Origin of the sequence: Embleya sp. NBC_00896 (assembly GCF_045207785.1) — a bacterium.
Lineage (GTDB): Bacteria > Actinomycetota > Actinomycetes > Streptomycetales > Streptomycetaceae > Embleya.
On the sequence record NZ_CP108776.1, the window covers coordinates 921,884 to 934,974 of the forward strand.

The following is a 13,091-nucleotide window of genomic DNA, read 5'->3' on the forward strand; positions in this document are numbered from 1 at the left end:
GGGCACAATACGGGCATGAGCGATTCCCGTGACGTTCTCACCCGCCCGGCCGCCGGACCGGACCGCACACTGCGGTACGGCCCGGCGGCGGACCACGTCGTCGACGTCTGGACGCCCGCGGCCGAGCCGCGCGGGCTCGTGGTGGTGGTGCACGGCGGCTACTGGCGAGCCGAGTACGACCGCGTGCACACGTACCCGATGTGCGTCGCGCTCGCGGCCGAGGGGTACACGGTCGCGAGCATCGAATACCGGCGGGCCGGGCAACCCGGCGGCGGCCGGCCCGGGACGTTCGCCGACGTCGCGGCGGCCCTGGACCTGCTGTGTGGCGAGGCCACCGGGCCCGTGGTCGTCGTGGGCCACTCCGCCGGCGGACACCTCGCGGCCTGGGCGGGCCTGCGCCATCGGCTGCCCGCCGGCGGAGTGGGCCGGCTGCCGGAGCCGCCCCCGCTCACCGGCGTCGTGTCGCTCGCGGGCGTGCTCGACCTGGGCGCGGCGCTCGCGCTCGATCTGGACGACGGGGCGGCGGCGGAGTTCCTCGGCGAGCCGTCGGAGGAGGTGCTCGCGCACGCGGACCCGCTGCGCCTGACCGGCACCGACGTGGGCGGACCAAGGTTCGTCCTGCTGCACGGCGACGCCGACGACCTGGTCCCGATCGAGCTGAGCCGGGCCTTCGCGAAGGCGTCCGGCACGGAGCTGCGGGTACTGCCCGGGATCGGACACTTCGAGCCGATCGACCCGCACTCGACGGCGTGGCCGGAGGTACTGCGGGCGGTGTCCGAGGCGTTCGCGGCCGGGCGTTAGGTCCGGGAGCCGCAGTCGGCGACCCGTCGGCCGCGGCTCACACGCGGTCGACGCCGGACGGGCTGGAGCGGCCCAGGGTTGAGGCGAGGATGCGGAGGGCCTTGTCGACGACTTCGCGGTCCGGGGTGGGGATCGGGTCCAGGAGGGCGTCGAGGGCGTCGATGCGTGCGCGCATCGCCGTCCGGGCGCGTTCGCGGCCGGGATCGGTCAGGCAGACCAGGACCGAGCGGCCGTCCTCGGGGTTGGGGCGGCGTTCGACCAGGTCCTTGCGGGCGAGCCGGTCCACGCAGTGCGTCATGCCGCCCGACGAGTACATGACCAGCGGCTGGAGCTGACGCAGGGTCAATCCCGGTTGGTCCGGCCGGGTCGCCAGCACGGCGAGCACCATGTACTCCGGCGCCGTCAGGTCCAGCGCGCCGATGCTGCGCCGGTCGAACTCCTCCATCGCGATCATCGCCTGGTGCAGGCGGACCACGAACCCCACCGACGACGCCTCCACGTCGGGCAGTACCGCGGACCACGCCGCCACCACGGAGTCGGCGTAATCGGCCTGTGGATCGCTCACGTCGTACTCCCTGACGGCCCGGCCCTGCATGGTTCCCGCCGCCACCGTAGTGTCGGCCGGCCACGCCGTCGTCAGGCCATCCGGAAATCCTCGAACGAGAACGCCGGCGAGACCACGCACGACACCAGCACCTCGTCCTCGGTCAGGGGTCGGGCATCCTGCCACACCCCCGGCGGGATCAGCGCCTGCGGGTGTTGGCCGGCGGCCACGTCCGGGCCGAGCATGATCCGGCTCGGCTCGGCGTCGGGGGTCGTGCCGTCGCCGCCCAGGCGCAGTTCGAGCGGGCCGCCGCGGTGCCAGAACCACAGTTCGGCCGACCTGACCACGTGCCACGCGGATTCCTCGCCGGGGCAGAGCAGGAAGTAGATGCCGCTCGCGGTGTCACGCGGGCCCGGATAGCCGGGCGGGGTCAGGCTCACCCCGCTGCGCCAGGTCTCGCGGTACCAGCCGCCCTCGGGGTGCGGCGACAGGCCCATCTCCCGGGCCAGTTCCGGCGGAACGAGCTTCGGACGGTCGACGGGCCGGGGTTCGGCGGACATGTGCCCTCCCAGGGGTGATGCGGGTTCCGGCGACGTCGCGGCCGGAACCCCCACCCTCACACGTGCGAGTCCTATCCCGCCGGCGCCGTGCACGGCGCGCCGCCGCACACGTCCACGACCAGGCCGGTGGCCAGGAACGCGCCCTTCTGCTGCCGGGCGACCGGCGAGTTGCGCGGATCCGAGTGCGGGTCGCGCCCGTACTCGGGCCCGATCGGCGGCGTGTTGGTCAGCGGTGGCGCGGGCGTACCGCTGTCCCACACCACGAGCGCGGAGCCGCGGTACGGGTCGCGCGGGAGCGGCCGGATCCCCCAGTACGGGTCGCGATCGGGGTTGCGGCCCGGCGCGATCGCGGGCTCGTGGATGCGCGCGCCGATCGTCCGGGCCTCGATCTCGGCGGCCACGGTGGTGACCTGGTGGTCGCCGAACGCGATCTGCATGAGCACCTGGTGGCGCGGCGTACGCGGCAACGGACTGCGATCGAGGCCGCTGACGTACCCGTTCGTCTCGCCGCGGTCCCACAACATCTGGAACAACGACAGGACGACCTGCTGGTCGAGCCGGTCGGGATGGGCGCCGTCCAGGATCCGCCCGTAGGGGCCGAAGTCCGAGCTGCGGTTGAGCAGCACGCTGTAGTTCATCCCGGTCACGCCGAGCACGCCGCGCTTGGCGTCCTGGGACACCGCGAGCAGCGATCCGCCGAGGATGCCGCCCTGGCTGTTGCCGTCGTAGACGAGGCCCTTGTCGATGTCGATCAGCGGCCGGCCGGTGTCGGTACGAAACGCCGGGTCGGCGCCGAAGCCCCGCCGGTGGATCATGTCGCGGCCGAGGAACAGCGCGTTGAGGAAGCCCTGCTGCGTGCGGTCGGGGATCGCGTCGAAGGTGCCGATGTCGGCGAGTGCGCGGGCCACGGTGGGCAGGTCCTCGTCGGCCATGCCGATCCACTTGGTCGCGCAGAAGGTGATGTCGTGCTCGTTGGCCATCGCCTTGACGTTGCCGCCGCCGACCTCGTTGTTGCTGCCGAGCAGGCCGTGGCCGTACAGCGACGCCTGCGAGGGCTTGTCGAACGCGCTCCTGGGGATCTCGCAGCGGAACTGCGCCTGCTGGGTGTTGCCCGGGAGCTGCCGGGGCAGGCCGTCGCGGCCGAGGTTGAGCCGGGACCCGGTGGGGCCGCCGGGCCGGTCGAGGTAGCTCGGCACGGTGACGGTGCCGGTGACCTCGCGGGCGATCCGCGGATCCTGTTCGGGCGTCATGTTCTTGACGCCGGTCACCACGAACTCCGGTGCCCGGTCGCCGAGTCGCTCGAACGCCTCGTCGCGCATCCGGAGCATGCCGCCGGTGAGGTTGCGTTCGCTCGCCACGGTGAAGTCCCAGGCGAGGTAGAGGCCGCGGCGGTCGACGCCGGCCCGGTCGAGCCGGTCCAGGACGGGACGAAGTTGCGCCTGGCGGGCGGCGAGCGGGTCGTGGCGCGGGAGGGTGCGGCCGGCGATCTTGGCGAACGCCTCGGGCGCGGCGAGTATGCGGCTGTCGGCGCCGCGGAGATTGCGCAGACCGACGACGTAGTGATGGCCGGGCACGAAGTTCTTTGCCGGGTGGACCAGGAGGGCCTGCCGGGCCGGGTCGGTCGCGTTGGCGTCGAGTTCGGCCCAGTAGGGCCACCGTTCGCCGGTGTCCGTGTCGACGATCACGATCGGCGCGGTGCGCGCGAGCGACCGGCCGACATCGGTGACCGGGGCCACGCCGCTCTTGACCAGGTCGACGCCGGGGATCCGGGTGGTCAGCATCGAGCCGGGCGAGAACCCGTCGTTGCGGTTCCACGAGGCCTGGTGCGGCAGCATCGCCGCGGTGAACGCGACGCGGCGACCGGTGTCGGTGTGCCGATCGGCCTTCGTGTACCAGTCGTTGGGGAACGGCAGCAGACACGCGGCCGGGTCGATCGGGTCGCAGCCGGGTTCGGTGGGCGGGGTATGCGGGTGCGCTTCGGCGGCGGGTGGAACCAGGAAGACCATCAGCAGCGCGGCCACGGCGACGATCACGGCCGGCAGCCGGCGTCGCGGATGGGGGCGGGGGTGGGGGCGCGGATGGGGGCTGCGGGTGCGGCTGGAACGGGGCGCGGATCGGCTCACTATTCCTCCAACTCCTACGGCGAGGGCTGTGCAGGAATGTCCACGGACATCTTGCAGCGCGCGGGTGTTGGGGGGAACGGGAACGGGGGGACGGGTGGGAATCCTGGGGGCGGGCACGGGTGGCGGTCGGAGCGGCGGTCGGCCGGCCGCGAACGTCGCGTTCCCCGTCACGAGGAGCCGTGACGGGGAACGCGGAGATGTCGTGCTGTGTGGATGTGGCGCGGTGGTGCCGCGTGAATGTGGTGCCGTCGTGCCGTGGTCGGGTCAGAGCTTGACGATCTTGTCGGGGGCGACCGAGACCTCGACCTTGCGGGTGCCGCCGGCTACGCCAGGAATCGTGAAGCACACGTCCGCGCGGCCCATCGAGGTCCGCACGACGATTCCCTCTGCGCCGGAGGAAATCGACTGCTTGGTGAGGCCACTGATCTGCTGCTTCGTCTTGACCTTGTCGCCTACGTTGAAAATCATCGTTCCGTCTCTCTCCCCCGATGCGTGCATGGCATGGGTCTCCGTGCGCCACGTGCCTCTTTGGGGTCGCCGAAGTCACGCGGCGGCGGGGTTGTACGGATTCGGCGCGCCGCGGACCGGGCCCTCGGCGTGGTTGCCGAGCGGGGTCGCGGAGGCGGCCGAGAGACCACAATACGGCGGCGGATGGGGACTTCGCCCCTCTATTTCATTGCGGAAGTCCTACTTGTCCGCGTGGTGTCGGGCTCGCGCGGGTGGCGAACGCGGATGGCGCAGGGGCCGCGACCGGGCGGCAACGGGATCGCGGTGGACCGCGAGAGGAGCGCCTCGCGGTCCACCGGGCCCTCGGTCGGGCGAACCCCCCGAGGGCGACCTGACATCCGGCCAACTCGGTTTGATGTTAACCGACTTCGAGCCCTGGGGCGGGCGCGTGGACGGCGCGTGGACAGCGCGTGGCGCGCACATGCGGCCACTCGTACGGCGCAGCACCGGGCGCGATCCGATGGGCGCTCGACGACGATTGACGGATGACGACGCCGTCGCGGGTGGGTCGCGGCACCGGGCAGGCGCGGACGTGACCGCCGTACTGGTCGCCGCCGGCGCCTTCCTGATGACGCTCCTCGGCGGCTGGGTCGCACTGCACGTCGGCGACCGTCGCCACCTGGTCCTGGGTCTGGCCGCCGGGCTGATGCTCGGTGTGGTCGCGTTCGACCTGCTGCCCGAGGCGCTCGACGCGGCGGGCGACCGGCTGGGCGGCGTGCCGCAGGCGCTGCTGATGTTCGTGCTCGGGTTCCTCGTCCTGCACATCGTCGAGCGCTGGGTGGCCATCCACCGGGGTCACGAGAGCGAGTACGCGCCCCACGCCCACCAACACGGCCCGACCATCGGGGCGGACGGCCGGGCCAAGGGCATCGGCCTGACCGCCGCGGCCGCCCTGGTGGGGCACAGCGTGATGGACGGCTTCGCGATCGGCGCGGCCTTCCAGGCCGGTACGACCGTGGGCACGACGGTGGCGATCGCGGTCGTGGCGCACGACTTCGCGGACGGCTTCAACACGTACACGGTCACCCGCATGTACGGCAACGACCGCCGTCGCGCGCTGACCCTCCTGGGCGCCGACGCGATCGCCCCGGTCGCCGGCGCGGCCATCACCCTGGCCTTCACCATCCCCGAGCACGCCCTCGGCCTATACCTGGGCTTCTTCGCCGGCTTCCTGCTCTACCTGGCCACCGCCGACATCCTCCCCGAGGCGCACAGCCCCCACCCCTCCCGCTCGACCCTCCTGTGCACGGTCGCCGGCGTGGCGTTCCTGTGGCTGGTCATCGCGCTGGCGCAGTGACCGCCCGGCGCCGCGAGCACGCCGAGGACAGCCGCCGGCACGCCGGCACCACACCCGCGAGCCGTCGAGTGTCACGCCGGCGTGGTCGGTTGGAGCAGGTCCCATCTGTTGCCGTACAGGTCGCGGAAGACCGCGACCGTGCCGTACGGCTCGTGGCGCGGCGGCTCCTCGAAGAGCACGCCGGCGCCGAGCATGCGGGCGTACTCGGCCGCGAAGTCGTCGGTGTACAGGAACAGTCCGACTCGCCCGCCGGTCTGGTCCCCCACGCGTGACTCCTGCCGGGCGTCCACCGCCCGGGCGAGCAGGATCGCCGTCCCCGCCGACGCGCCCGAACCGGGCGGTGCGACGACGACCCACCGCTTGCCCTCGCCCAGCGGTGTGTCCTCACGCAGCTCGAATCCGAGCGCGTCGGTGTAGAACGCGATGGCCTCGTCGTAGTCGCGCACCACCACGGCGACCAGCCCGACGCGATTCACCGGGCACGCCGAGCGGCCACGGCCGAGGATGCGGCGAGCACGAGGCACAGCGGCGAATACGCGAGCCGATCCAGCCGCCGAAAGCGCTCCGACGACGACCCGGGGGACAACAGGTCGGTCCGCCCCGCGAGCCCCGCCAAGCCGCGCACGGCGAAGACGCCGGCAACACCCCGCGCACCGAGTCGAGCCAACGCCGGCCACCGCCGAGGGCGCCCCGCCACCAGCAAAGCCGCGCTACCCAACGCTCCCGCGACCGCGAAACACGCCGCCGGCCCGGGCGTCATCGGTTGGCCCACCACCGCGTCCGACAGGGCGTCCCGATCGGGCAACGGCCACGGCGACCCCATCCCCCACACGACATGCAGGCCGGCGAGGGCGGTCAACGTGGTGACCGACATCCGAGTGGCAACGCGCTCGATCGTCATACGCCTCAAGCTAGTGCCGGCGCGCCTCGGATCGCCTCGCGGATGCCCCGCCCGCCCCTCGAAGGCACAGGTGCCCGACACCGCCACTCATCGGTGGTTTTCTCCCTTCGCCTTTCCGCTCTGGGCGGACCTCCTTGTCTTTCGGCAGTATCGGCGTAAGTTGAATTACATGATTACAACGAAGCAGGAAGCAGTACGAGGCTGGTTCACCGGACGCCTCCCCGAGGGCCTGTTCACCGCGCTCGTCGACGTGACCGTCGACCGCGAGGAGATCACCGTCATCGGCCGCATCCCCGAGCCGGAACTCGCCGCCGACGTCTCGGCCGACGAGCGCGACGCGGCCCTCGACGGCCGCATCGCCGAGTTCCGCGAGCGCACCCGCGAGGACCGGATGGCCGTGGCCCGTGAGGCCGAGCACCGCTTCGGCCGCAAGGTGTCGTGGGGCGTCGAGTGCGGCGACACCCGCGCGCTGTACACGACGGTCTCCGTGCCGGTCATGACGCGCCTGCGCCAGCCGGAGCGCCAGGTCCTGGACACCCTGGTCGCGAGCGGCGTGGCCCGCAGCCGCAGCGATGCCCTCGCCTGGTGCGTGCGGCTGGTCCAGCGCAACACCGACACCTGGCTCACCGAACTCCGCGACTCCCTGGAGCACGTGGAACGAGTCCGCGCCCAAGGCCCCGACACCCCCACGAAGTAACCCTCACCCACCCGCGCGACCCCACCCGCCGGGCGACCCCGGCCGGCGAGGTCGCTTGGGCTCGGACCGGGCGCCGCCAACGACTACGACCCCGACCGGTGCGCGTTCTCATCGAGAACGGTGCACGCAAACGAGAGCACTGCTCTTGACTCGGAGCAGAGGACACAGAATGATGCTCTCAGACGAGAGCAGTGCTCTCGCGCCGAACGGGGAGGCCCACATGATCGTGCTCTACTGGATCGCAATGACCGCCTTGTTCCTCGCCGAACTGGCCGTCATCGGTGCCACGTCCTACTGGGGCTTCACGCTCGGCGCGGGCTGGGCCTTCCGGATTCTCGTCGGTCTCGCGGCGCCGGCCGTGATGATTTTCCTGTGGGGTCGCTTCGCCGCCCACAACAACGCCAACGCGCTCACGGGTCTCCCCCGCGTCCTGTTCGAGACCGCCTGGTGGGGCACCGGCATCGCCGCGTTCGCCGCCTCCGGTCTGCTCGCCGGCGCGATCGGCGTCGCCGTCGCCCGCTTGACCGGGCTCGCCGCCCAGCGCAGCGGGTTGCACGCCAAGCGCGACGAGAACATCCCCGCCTGAATCGGGTGCGCCGCGACGCGGGCAACCGGTCCGGCGCGCTACTCCGCCATCCGCACCCGCACCGTCGTCCCCGCCTCGCCCGACCGGATCTGGACCAGGTCACAGATCTGATTGGCCATCCACAACCCGCGCCCCCCGTCCTGGTCGGGTGTCGGGCGGTGACGGCCGGCGAGCGGGTCGACGATGTGGCCGGCGTCCTCGATCTGGCAGACGAACGCCGTGCCCTCCGCCCAGATGGCGATCGTGCCGTGGCCGCCGCCGTGTACGACGCTGTTGCCCGCGATCTCGCTGACCGCCAGGATCGCGTGGTTCACGAACGAGCGCGGCGCGTCGGTCAGACCGGCCCGGACGAGGGCGCGGACGCCCGCCAGTTCGCCGGAGCGGAAGGCGAGGCGTGCCGCGTGCGCGGGGACCTCCGGCAGCGGCGGTCCGAGCAGGGTCGCGGCAAAGTCGGCGGCGCTCGGGAAGGCTCCGCCGCGGGCGGTCGAACCCGCCAGAACCTGCGGGTGCGAGTGCCCCACCCCGTCGATCACGTCGGGGTCGAGCGCGGATACGTCGTACGGGCACAGGAGTTGCCACGGCACCGCCTCGAACGCAAGGTTGAGCAGCGCCTCGTGGTGCCGGCACTCGACGATCTCGGCGGGCGTACGGCCGGCCCAGATCGGTTCGCCGATGCCGCGGAACACCCGCGCGCCGTTGTCCTCGGTCCATTGCTGCCAGGCCGGGATGATCCGGGCGGGGTTGCGGCCCACCCGCTCCATGTCGATCCACGCGACCCGCGCGGCCTCGGCGCCCAACTCCTCGCGCAGCGCCCCCGCACGGGGCTCGATCACGGCCACGCCGACCGCCTCGTCGGCCGCCAGGCCCGCGCGGACGAACGCGGCGGTGTCTCGGACGAACTCGTCGAGTCCCGCGTAGAGCAGGGCTTCGTGCCGGAACAGAGTGGCCGTCGTCATCCGATGGTCACCTGCTCCAGCACCAGGCCCGGAACCCGGTCCCATCCCGCGAGTCTCACGAGTACGCACAGGTCCTCGGAGGCGCTGTGCAGGACGAGTCGCCTGCCCGGCTGTAGGCGAAGAGCCGCCTCGACCAGGGTGCGCATCCCGGCCACGTCGATGAAGCGCAGCGCCGACACGTCCACGTGGAGATCGCCGAGATCGCCGGCTCCCGCGGCGCTCTGCGCGACCAGCGCGGATCGCACGTGGGTGCAGTTCTCGAGGTCGACCTCGCCGAACAGGCGGATACCGGGTGGTGGCCAGGTCCGCTCCACGCGGAGCACCCCGTCCATGTAGTCGATGGCCATCCGATGCCTCCCACCCGCCGATCTTCCCGAGCAAGCTACCCAGCGGCCGGCATTCGACACCGTCTACCCCAAACGTCTCCGCAGCCACGTCAGTGCCCCGTGCGCCTGCGCAAGCTGGAACGGCCGCAGCGTCGGCAGGCCGGGCGGGGCCTGTCCGCGCGCACGTCGCAGTGCACGAGCGCGGTGCCCGCAGCGGCGGTTGCCCAACCCGCGGGGCCCGGCGAAATCCGCGTGTTCCATGAATTCGAGCCGCGCAAACCCGGTTCCCGGAGGATCGGCCCGACCGTCACCCAGCCGTCCATTTCCCGACATCTGTCGTCCACCTGACGCTCGGTCGCACGCGGATAGCGTGACGCGCATGATCCGCTTCCCTGTCTCGTCCCTCGGAGTCGTCCGGTGATCGGTTGGTTCGAGGCCGTCGTACTCGGCCTGGTCCAGGGACTCACCGAGTTCCTGCCGATCTCCTCCAGCGCGCATCTGCGCATCGTGTCGGCGTTCGCCGGCTGGGAGGACCCGGGCGCGGCGTTCACCGCCGTGACCCAGATCGGGACGGAGGCCGCCGTCCTGATCTACTTCCGCAAGGACATCGGCAACATCGTCACGACGTGGGTGAAGTCGCTGTACACGCCGTCGCTGCGCGGCGAACTCGACGCGCGGATGGGCTGGTACATCATCGTCGGCACGCTGCCCATCGCGATCCTGGGTCTGGCGTTCCAGGACACGATCGAGACGACGTTCCGCGATCTGCGCCTGATCGGCACCACGCTGATCGTGTTCGGCCTGATCCTGCTGGTCGCGGACCGAATAGCGCTCAACAACCGGGGGCTGGACAAGCTCAACGGCAAGGAGTCGCTGATCTACGGCTTCGCCCAGTCGCTCGCGCTGATCCCGGGCGTATCGCGCTCGGGCGGCACGGTCACGGCGGGCCTGCTGATGGGGTATCGGCGCGAGGTCGCGGCGCGCTACTCGTTCCTGCTCGCCATCCCGGCGGTGCTGGCCTCGGGCGGGCTGGAGCTGTTCAAGATCGGCGAGGGCCCGTCCCCCGCCTGGGGCCCGACGATCCTGGCCACCGTGGTCGCGTTCGTGGTCGGGTACGCGGCGATCGCGTGGTTCCTGAAGTACATCAGCACGCACAGCTTCACGGTCTTCGTCGCCTACCGCGTCGTCCTGGGCCTGATCGTGCTGGGCCTGGTGATCTTCGGCGCACTGGAGCCGACGGCGGGCGCGACGGAGTAGCGGCACGCGACACTCGGCGCCCCGCGGGCATTGGTCATTCGTCGCCGAGCATCGCGAAGGCGAAGGCCAATCGGCGGTCGACCCATGGCGCCAGCAGGCGGACCGGCTGGTGCCGGCCGTCCGTGGTCATCACGAGGTCGCCGTCCGCCTTCCACGCGAGCACGCGCGGGCGGACCGGGCCGAGCGACTCCTCGGGGCCGGACAGCAGCGTGTCGAAGGTGAGGCTGACCGCGGTGTCGGCGGTGTGCGCGACGAAGCGGCGGGGGTCGGTCGTGGTGAAGAGATTGCGGCCGACGATCTCCGGGTGGCCGGGTTGGTCGATCCGCCACGTGTGCTTGAGCAGTCTGCGGGTGGGCGGGATCCGGCGGATGGTGCCGACGAGTTCGCCGTCGGCGGCGCGGACGCGGTCGTGTCGTACGTCGTCGATCGTCTCGCTCGGGTCCACCGCGCACAGCAGGGTGCCGTCGGGCAGGTACAGCGAGCGGCGGTCGGAACCGGCGTACGCGCACGGCGTGAAGAAGCGGTCGGCGGCGCCGCGCAGGATCCGGATCCCGGTCTTCGACCCTGAGGTGCTTTCGGGGGCGTCGTTCGAGGCGTTGTTCGAGTCGTTGTTCGGGGCGTTCCTCGGGGTGCGCTTCGCCCCGACGCGGGCGAGCGGGCCGAAGGTGAACGCGGTGACGAGGCACCAGTCCGCCGAGTCGGTGGGCGCGGGTTCGGAATCGGGCCCGATCTCGGGATCAGGCCCGATCTCGGGATCAGGCCCGATCTCGGGATCGAGCCCGGTCTCGGGTTCGACCTCGGGCTCGGCCGCCGGCGGACCCGGCTCCGGTATCGCCGTCCGTTCCGCCTCGGGCCGCGTCCTACGCCTGCCGAACACCATACGAGCCCGATCCTTCACGTCCGTATCGGAATGCAGGCGTCCAACCGTATCGGGACCGCTCAGTCCACTTCGAACCCGGCACACACGGCCTTGCGTCCGCTGCTGCGCAGCTCGACCTTGAAGCGGTGCGTGAGCGCCGCGACCACGAGCAGGCCGCGGCCGGCCTCGGCGTCCTCCAACACCTCGACGGGCGACGGCAACGAACACGGCAGGCAGTCCAGCACCTCGACCCACAGGACGCTGCCGTGCAGGGCCGCCGAGACCTCGTAGTCGCCGTAGTCGCCCGCGTGTTCGACGGCGTTGGACGCCAGTTCCGACGTCACCCGTACCGGATCGTCGGATTCGAAGCCGACCCGCTCGCAAAAGCGCCGCACGTGCGCGCGGGCCGCGGAGACGGTCTGCGGTTTGGACACGAGCCGCACAGTCGATCGCGTTCTGGACACGGTGGTGGCCACGTCTCCCCCTCCAGTCGGTCGGGCTGCTGAGAGCACCGTGATCGAATGCGCCCCGGAAACGGACCCGAACTGCGATTGTCCGTCGTCGAGCACCCGTGATCTGGTAGAAACCGCGGCAAGATCGGTGGACCACTTGGAAGCTACCGAATCGGAGCGCCTTCCGGGCGGATCGCTTGGCAAAGAAAACCGCGAATCGGATCCGGACAAGCTGCCTCTTTGGCGCGAACCAACCATCCTGTCAAGGTAGTTCGGGTAATTCACCGACTCAAGCACTAGCATCGGCCCGATGGTGGCGATCTTGCCGACTACCTGCGGGGGGACTTCATGACCGACGCACGACCCGACGCGGCGTCCGAATCACACCCGGACTCGTCCTCCGACGACTGGGCGCCCACCGGCATCGACGTGACCACGCCGAGCATCGCACGGGTATACGACGCGGTTCTGGGCGGCAAGGACAACTACCCGGCCGACCGTGCGGTCGCCGAGCAGATGCTGCAGGTCATGCCCGGCGGTCGGGACGGCGCGTGGGAGGGTCGCAACTTCCTGGCGCGCGGCGTCCGGGCGATGGCGGAGCAGGGCATCCGGCAGTTCCTGGACCTGGGTTCGGGTCTGCCGACGGTGCAGAACACGCACGAGGTGGCCCAGGCCGCAGCCCCCGGCGCGCGCACGGTGTACGTCGACATCGACCCGATCGTGCTGGCCCACGGCCGGGCGATCCTGGCCGGCGACGAGTTCACGTCGGTGGTCACCGCCGATCTCGGCGCGCCGGCCGAACTGCTCGCGTCGCCCGGGGTCCGCGACCTGATCGACCTGTCCCAGCCGGTCGGCCTGATCCTGCTCAACGTCACCCACCACATCGTCGACGACGCGGCGGTCGCCAAGATCGTGGACGCGTACAAGGCCGCCACCGTGCCGGGTTCGGGCCTGCTGCTGGCCCAGTTCTGCAGGTCGACCGAGCCGGAGCTGGCAGCCCTGGAGCAGGTCGCGCTCAAGGCGCTCGGCAGCGGGCGGTTCCGCACCATGGCGGAGATCGAGGCGTTCTTCGACGGGTGGGAGATCGCCGAGCCGGGCATCGACTACATGGCGAAGTGGCGCCCGGAAACCCCGCTCACCGGCGACCTGACGATCGCGCAGAAGGTCGCCGGCGGCGGGTTGGCGTTCAAGCGCTGAGGCTTCGAGTGGCGGGGCCGAACGCGCT

General features: G+C 71.5%; 16 protein-coding genes. 6 read left to right on the top strand and 10 right to left on the bottom strand.

What is annotated here, in order from left to right:
• The first annotated feature begins 15 nt into the window (after positions 1-15).
• A complete protein-coding gene (locus OG928_RS04355; RefSeq protein WP_406279480.1) occupies positions 16-801 on the top strand; it encodes an alpha/beta hydrolase in 786 nt (261 codons plus the stop codon).
• Positions 802-838: 37 nt separating this feature from the next.
• On the opposite strand, the gene OG928_RS04360 is transcribed toward OG928_RS04355, so the two are convergent.
• The 4 genes from OG928_RS04360 to OG928_RS04375 form a co-directional block, all read right to left on the bottom strand.
• Positions 839-1,366 (bottom strand): MarR family winged helix-turn-helix transcriptional regulator, encoded by a 528-nt coding sequence (locus OG928_RS04360; RefSeq protein ID WP_406279483.1) that lies wholly within the window; start codon positions 1,364-1,366, stop codon positions 839-841.
• Between the two features lie 71 nt (positions 1,367-1,437).
• A complete protein-coding gene (locus tag OG928_RS04365) occupies positions 1,438-1,905 on the bottom strand; it encodes a cupin domain-containing protein (protein WP_406279485.1) in 468 nt (155 codons plus the stop codon).
• Between the two features lie 71 nt (positions 1,906-1,976).
• Positions 1,977-3,911: a hypothetical protein gene (locus OG928_RS04370; RefSeq protein WP_406290773.1), complete on the bottom strand. Its 1,935-nt coding sequence runs from the start codon at positions 3,909-3,911 to the stop codon at positions 1,977-1,979.
• Positions 3,912-4,292: 381 nt separating this feature from the next.
• Positions 4,293-4,496: a hypothetical protein gene (locus tag OG928_RS04375; protein ID WP_406279488.1), complete on the bottom strand. Its 204-nt coding sequence runs from the start codon at positions 4,494-4,496 to the stop codon at positions 4,293-4,295.
• A gap of 607 nt (positions 4,497-5,103) precedes the next feature.
• Between OG928_RS04375 and OG928_RS04380 the strand changes: the two genes are divergently transcribed.
• Positions 5,104-5,832, top strand: coding sequence for a ZIP family metal transporter (locus tag OG928_RS04380; protein WP_406290775.1), 729 nt, complete (start codon positions 5,104-5,106; stop codon positions 5,830-5,832).
• 71 nt (positions 5,833-5,903) lie between these two features.
• Here the strand turns inward: OG928_RS04380 and OG928_RS04385 are convergent, their stop codons facing one another.
• Entirely contained in the window at positions 5,904-6,308 is a 405-nt protein-coding gene (locus OG928_RS04385) for a VOC family protein (protein ID WP_406279491.1), read from the bottom strand.
• Complete coding sequence (locus tag OG928_RS04390; RefSeq protein WP_406279494.1) at positions 6,305-6,733, bottom strand: DUF3995 domain-containing protein; 429 nt, start codon at positions 6,731-6,733, stop codon at positions 6,305-6,307. The genes OG928_RS04385 and OG928_RS04390 overlap by 4 nt, the downstream gene beginning before the upstream one ends.
• A 169-nt stretch (positions 6,734-6,902) precedes the next feature.
• Here OG928_RS04390 and OG928_RS04395 point away from each other — a divergent pair, with 169 nt between their 5' ends.
• Together OG928_RS04395 and OG928_RS04400 are read left to right on the top strand one after the other, a co-directional pair.
• Positions 6,903-7,430, top strand: a complete 528-nt coding sequence (locus OG928_RS04395; protein ID WP_406279497.1) for a hypothetical protein — start codon at positions 6,903-6,905, stop codon at positions 7,428-7,430.
• Between the two features lie 169 nt (positions 7,431-7,599).
• Positions 7,600-8,016, top strand: coding sequence for a YrdB family protein (locus OG928_RS04400; RefSeq protein ID WP_406279500.1), 417 nt, complete (start codon positions 7,600-7,602; stop codon positions 8,014-8,016).
• A gap of 38 nt (positions 8,017-8,054) precedes the next feature.
• On the opposite strand, the gene OG928_RS04405 is transcribed toward OG928_RS04400, so the two are convergent.
• Both OG928_RS04405 and OG928_RS04410 read right to left on the bottom strand, forming a co-directional pair.
• On the bottom strand, positions 8,055-8,972 hold the full coding sequence (locus OG928_RS04405) for an anti-sigma factor RsbA family regulatory protein (RefSeq protein WP_406279503.1): 918 nt from the start codon (positions 8,970-8,972) through the stop codon (positions 8,055-8,057).
• Complete coding sequence (locus OG928_RS04410; RefSeq protein WP_406279506.1) at positions 8,969-9,319, bottom strand: STAS domain-containing protein; 351 nt, start codon at positions 9,317-9,319, stop codon at positions 8,969-8,971. Before OG928_RS04410 ends, OG928_RS04405 begins: the two co-directional genes overlap by 4 nt.
• A 399-nt stretch (positions 9,320-9,718) precedes the next feature.
• Here OG928_RS04410 and OG928_RS04415 point away from each other — a divergent pair, with 399 nt between their 5' ends.
• A complete protein-coding gene (locus OG928_RS04415) occupies positions 9,719-10,555 on the top strand; it encodes an undecaprenyl-diphosphate phosphatase (RefSeq protein ID WP_406290778.1) in 837 nt (278 codons plus the stop codon).
• 34 nt (positions 10,556-10,589) lie between these two features.
• Here OG928_RS04415 and OG928_RS04420 read toward each other — a convergent pair whose 3' ends face one another.
• Together OG928_RS04420 and OG928_RS04425 are read right to left on the bottom strand one after the other, a co-directional pair.
• Positions 10,590-11,435, bottom strand: coding sequence for a hypothetical protein (locus tag OG928_RS04420; protein WP_406279509.1), 846 nt, complete (start codon positions 11,433-11,435; stop codon positions 10,590-10,592).
• A gap of 59 nt (positions 11,436-11,494) precedes the next feature.
• Positions 11,495-11,848 carry an ATP-binding protein gene (locus OG928_RS04425; RefSeq protein WP_406279512.1) on the bottom strand — a complete coding sequence of 118 codons (354 nt, stop codon included), beginning with the start codon at positions 11,846-11,848 and terminating at the stop codon, positions 11,495-11,497.
• 366 nt (positions 11,849-12,214) lie between these two features.
• Here OG928_RS04425 and OG928_RS04430 point away from each other — a divergent pair, with 366 nt between their 5' ends.
• Positions 12,215-13,063, top strand: coding sequence for an SAM-dependent methyltransferase (locus OG928_RS04430; RefSeq protein WP_406279514.1), 849 nt, complete (start codon positions 12,215-12,217; stop codon positions 13,061-13,063).
• The last annotated feature ends 28 nt before the right edge of the window (positions 13,064-13,091 follow it).

Excerpts from the sequence above, each read along its gene's own strand:
- OG928_RS04400 (WP_406279500.1), top strand. The coding sequence starts at position 7,600 with ATGATGCTCTCAGACGAGAGCAGTGCTCTCGCGCCGAACGGGGAGGCC.
- OG928_RS04355 (WP_406279480.1), top strand. The coding sequence starts at position 16 with ATGAGCGATTCCCGTGACGTTCTCACCCGCCCGGCCGCCGGACCGGAC.
- OG928_RS04395 (WP_406279497.1), top strand. The coding sequence starts at position 6,903 with ATGATTACAACGAAGCAGGAAGCAGTACGAGGCTGGTTCACCGGACGC.
- OG928_RS04390 (WP_406279494.1), bottom strand. The coding sequence starts at position 6,733 with ATGACGATCGAGCGCGTTGCCACTCGGATGTCGGTCACCACGTTGACC.
- OG928_RS04410 (WP_406279506.1), bottom strand. The coding sequence starts at position 9,319 with ATGGCCATCGACTACATGGACGGGGTGCTCCGCGTGGAGCGGACCTGG.
- OG928_RS04420 (WP_406279509.1), bottom strand. The coding sequence starts at position 11,435 with ATGGTGTTCGGCAGGCGTAGGACGCGGCCCGAGGCGGAACGGACGGCG.
- OG928_RS04430 (WP_406279514.1), top strand. The coding sequence starts at position 12,215 with ATGACCGACGCACGACCCGACGCGGCGTCCGAATCACACCCGGACTCG.
- OG928_RS04405 (WP_406279503.1), bottom strand. The coding sequence starts at position 8,972 with ATGACGACGGCCACTCTGTTCCGGCACGAAGCCCTGCTCTACGCGGGA.
- OG928_RS04380 (WP_406290775.1), top strand. The coding sequence starts at position 5,104 with ATGACGCTCCTCGGCGGCTGGGTCGCACTGCACGTCGGCGACCGTCGC.
- OG928_RS04365 (WP_406279485.1), bottom strand. The coding sequence starts at position 1,905 with ATGTCCGCCGAACCCCGGCCCGTCGACCGTCCGAAGCTCGTTCCGCCG.
- OG928_RS04375 (WP_406279488.1), bottom strand. The coding sequence starts at position 4,496 with ATGATTTTCAACGTAGGCGACAAGGTCAAGACGAAGCAGCAGATCAGT.
- OG928_RS04370 (WP_406290773.1), bottom strand. The coding sequence starts at position 3,911 with ATGGTCTTCCTGGTTCCACCCGCCGCCGAAGCGCACCCGCATACCCCG.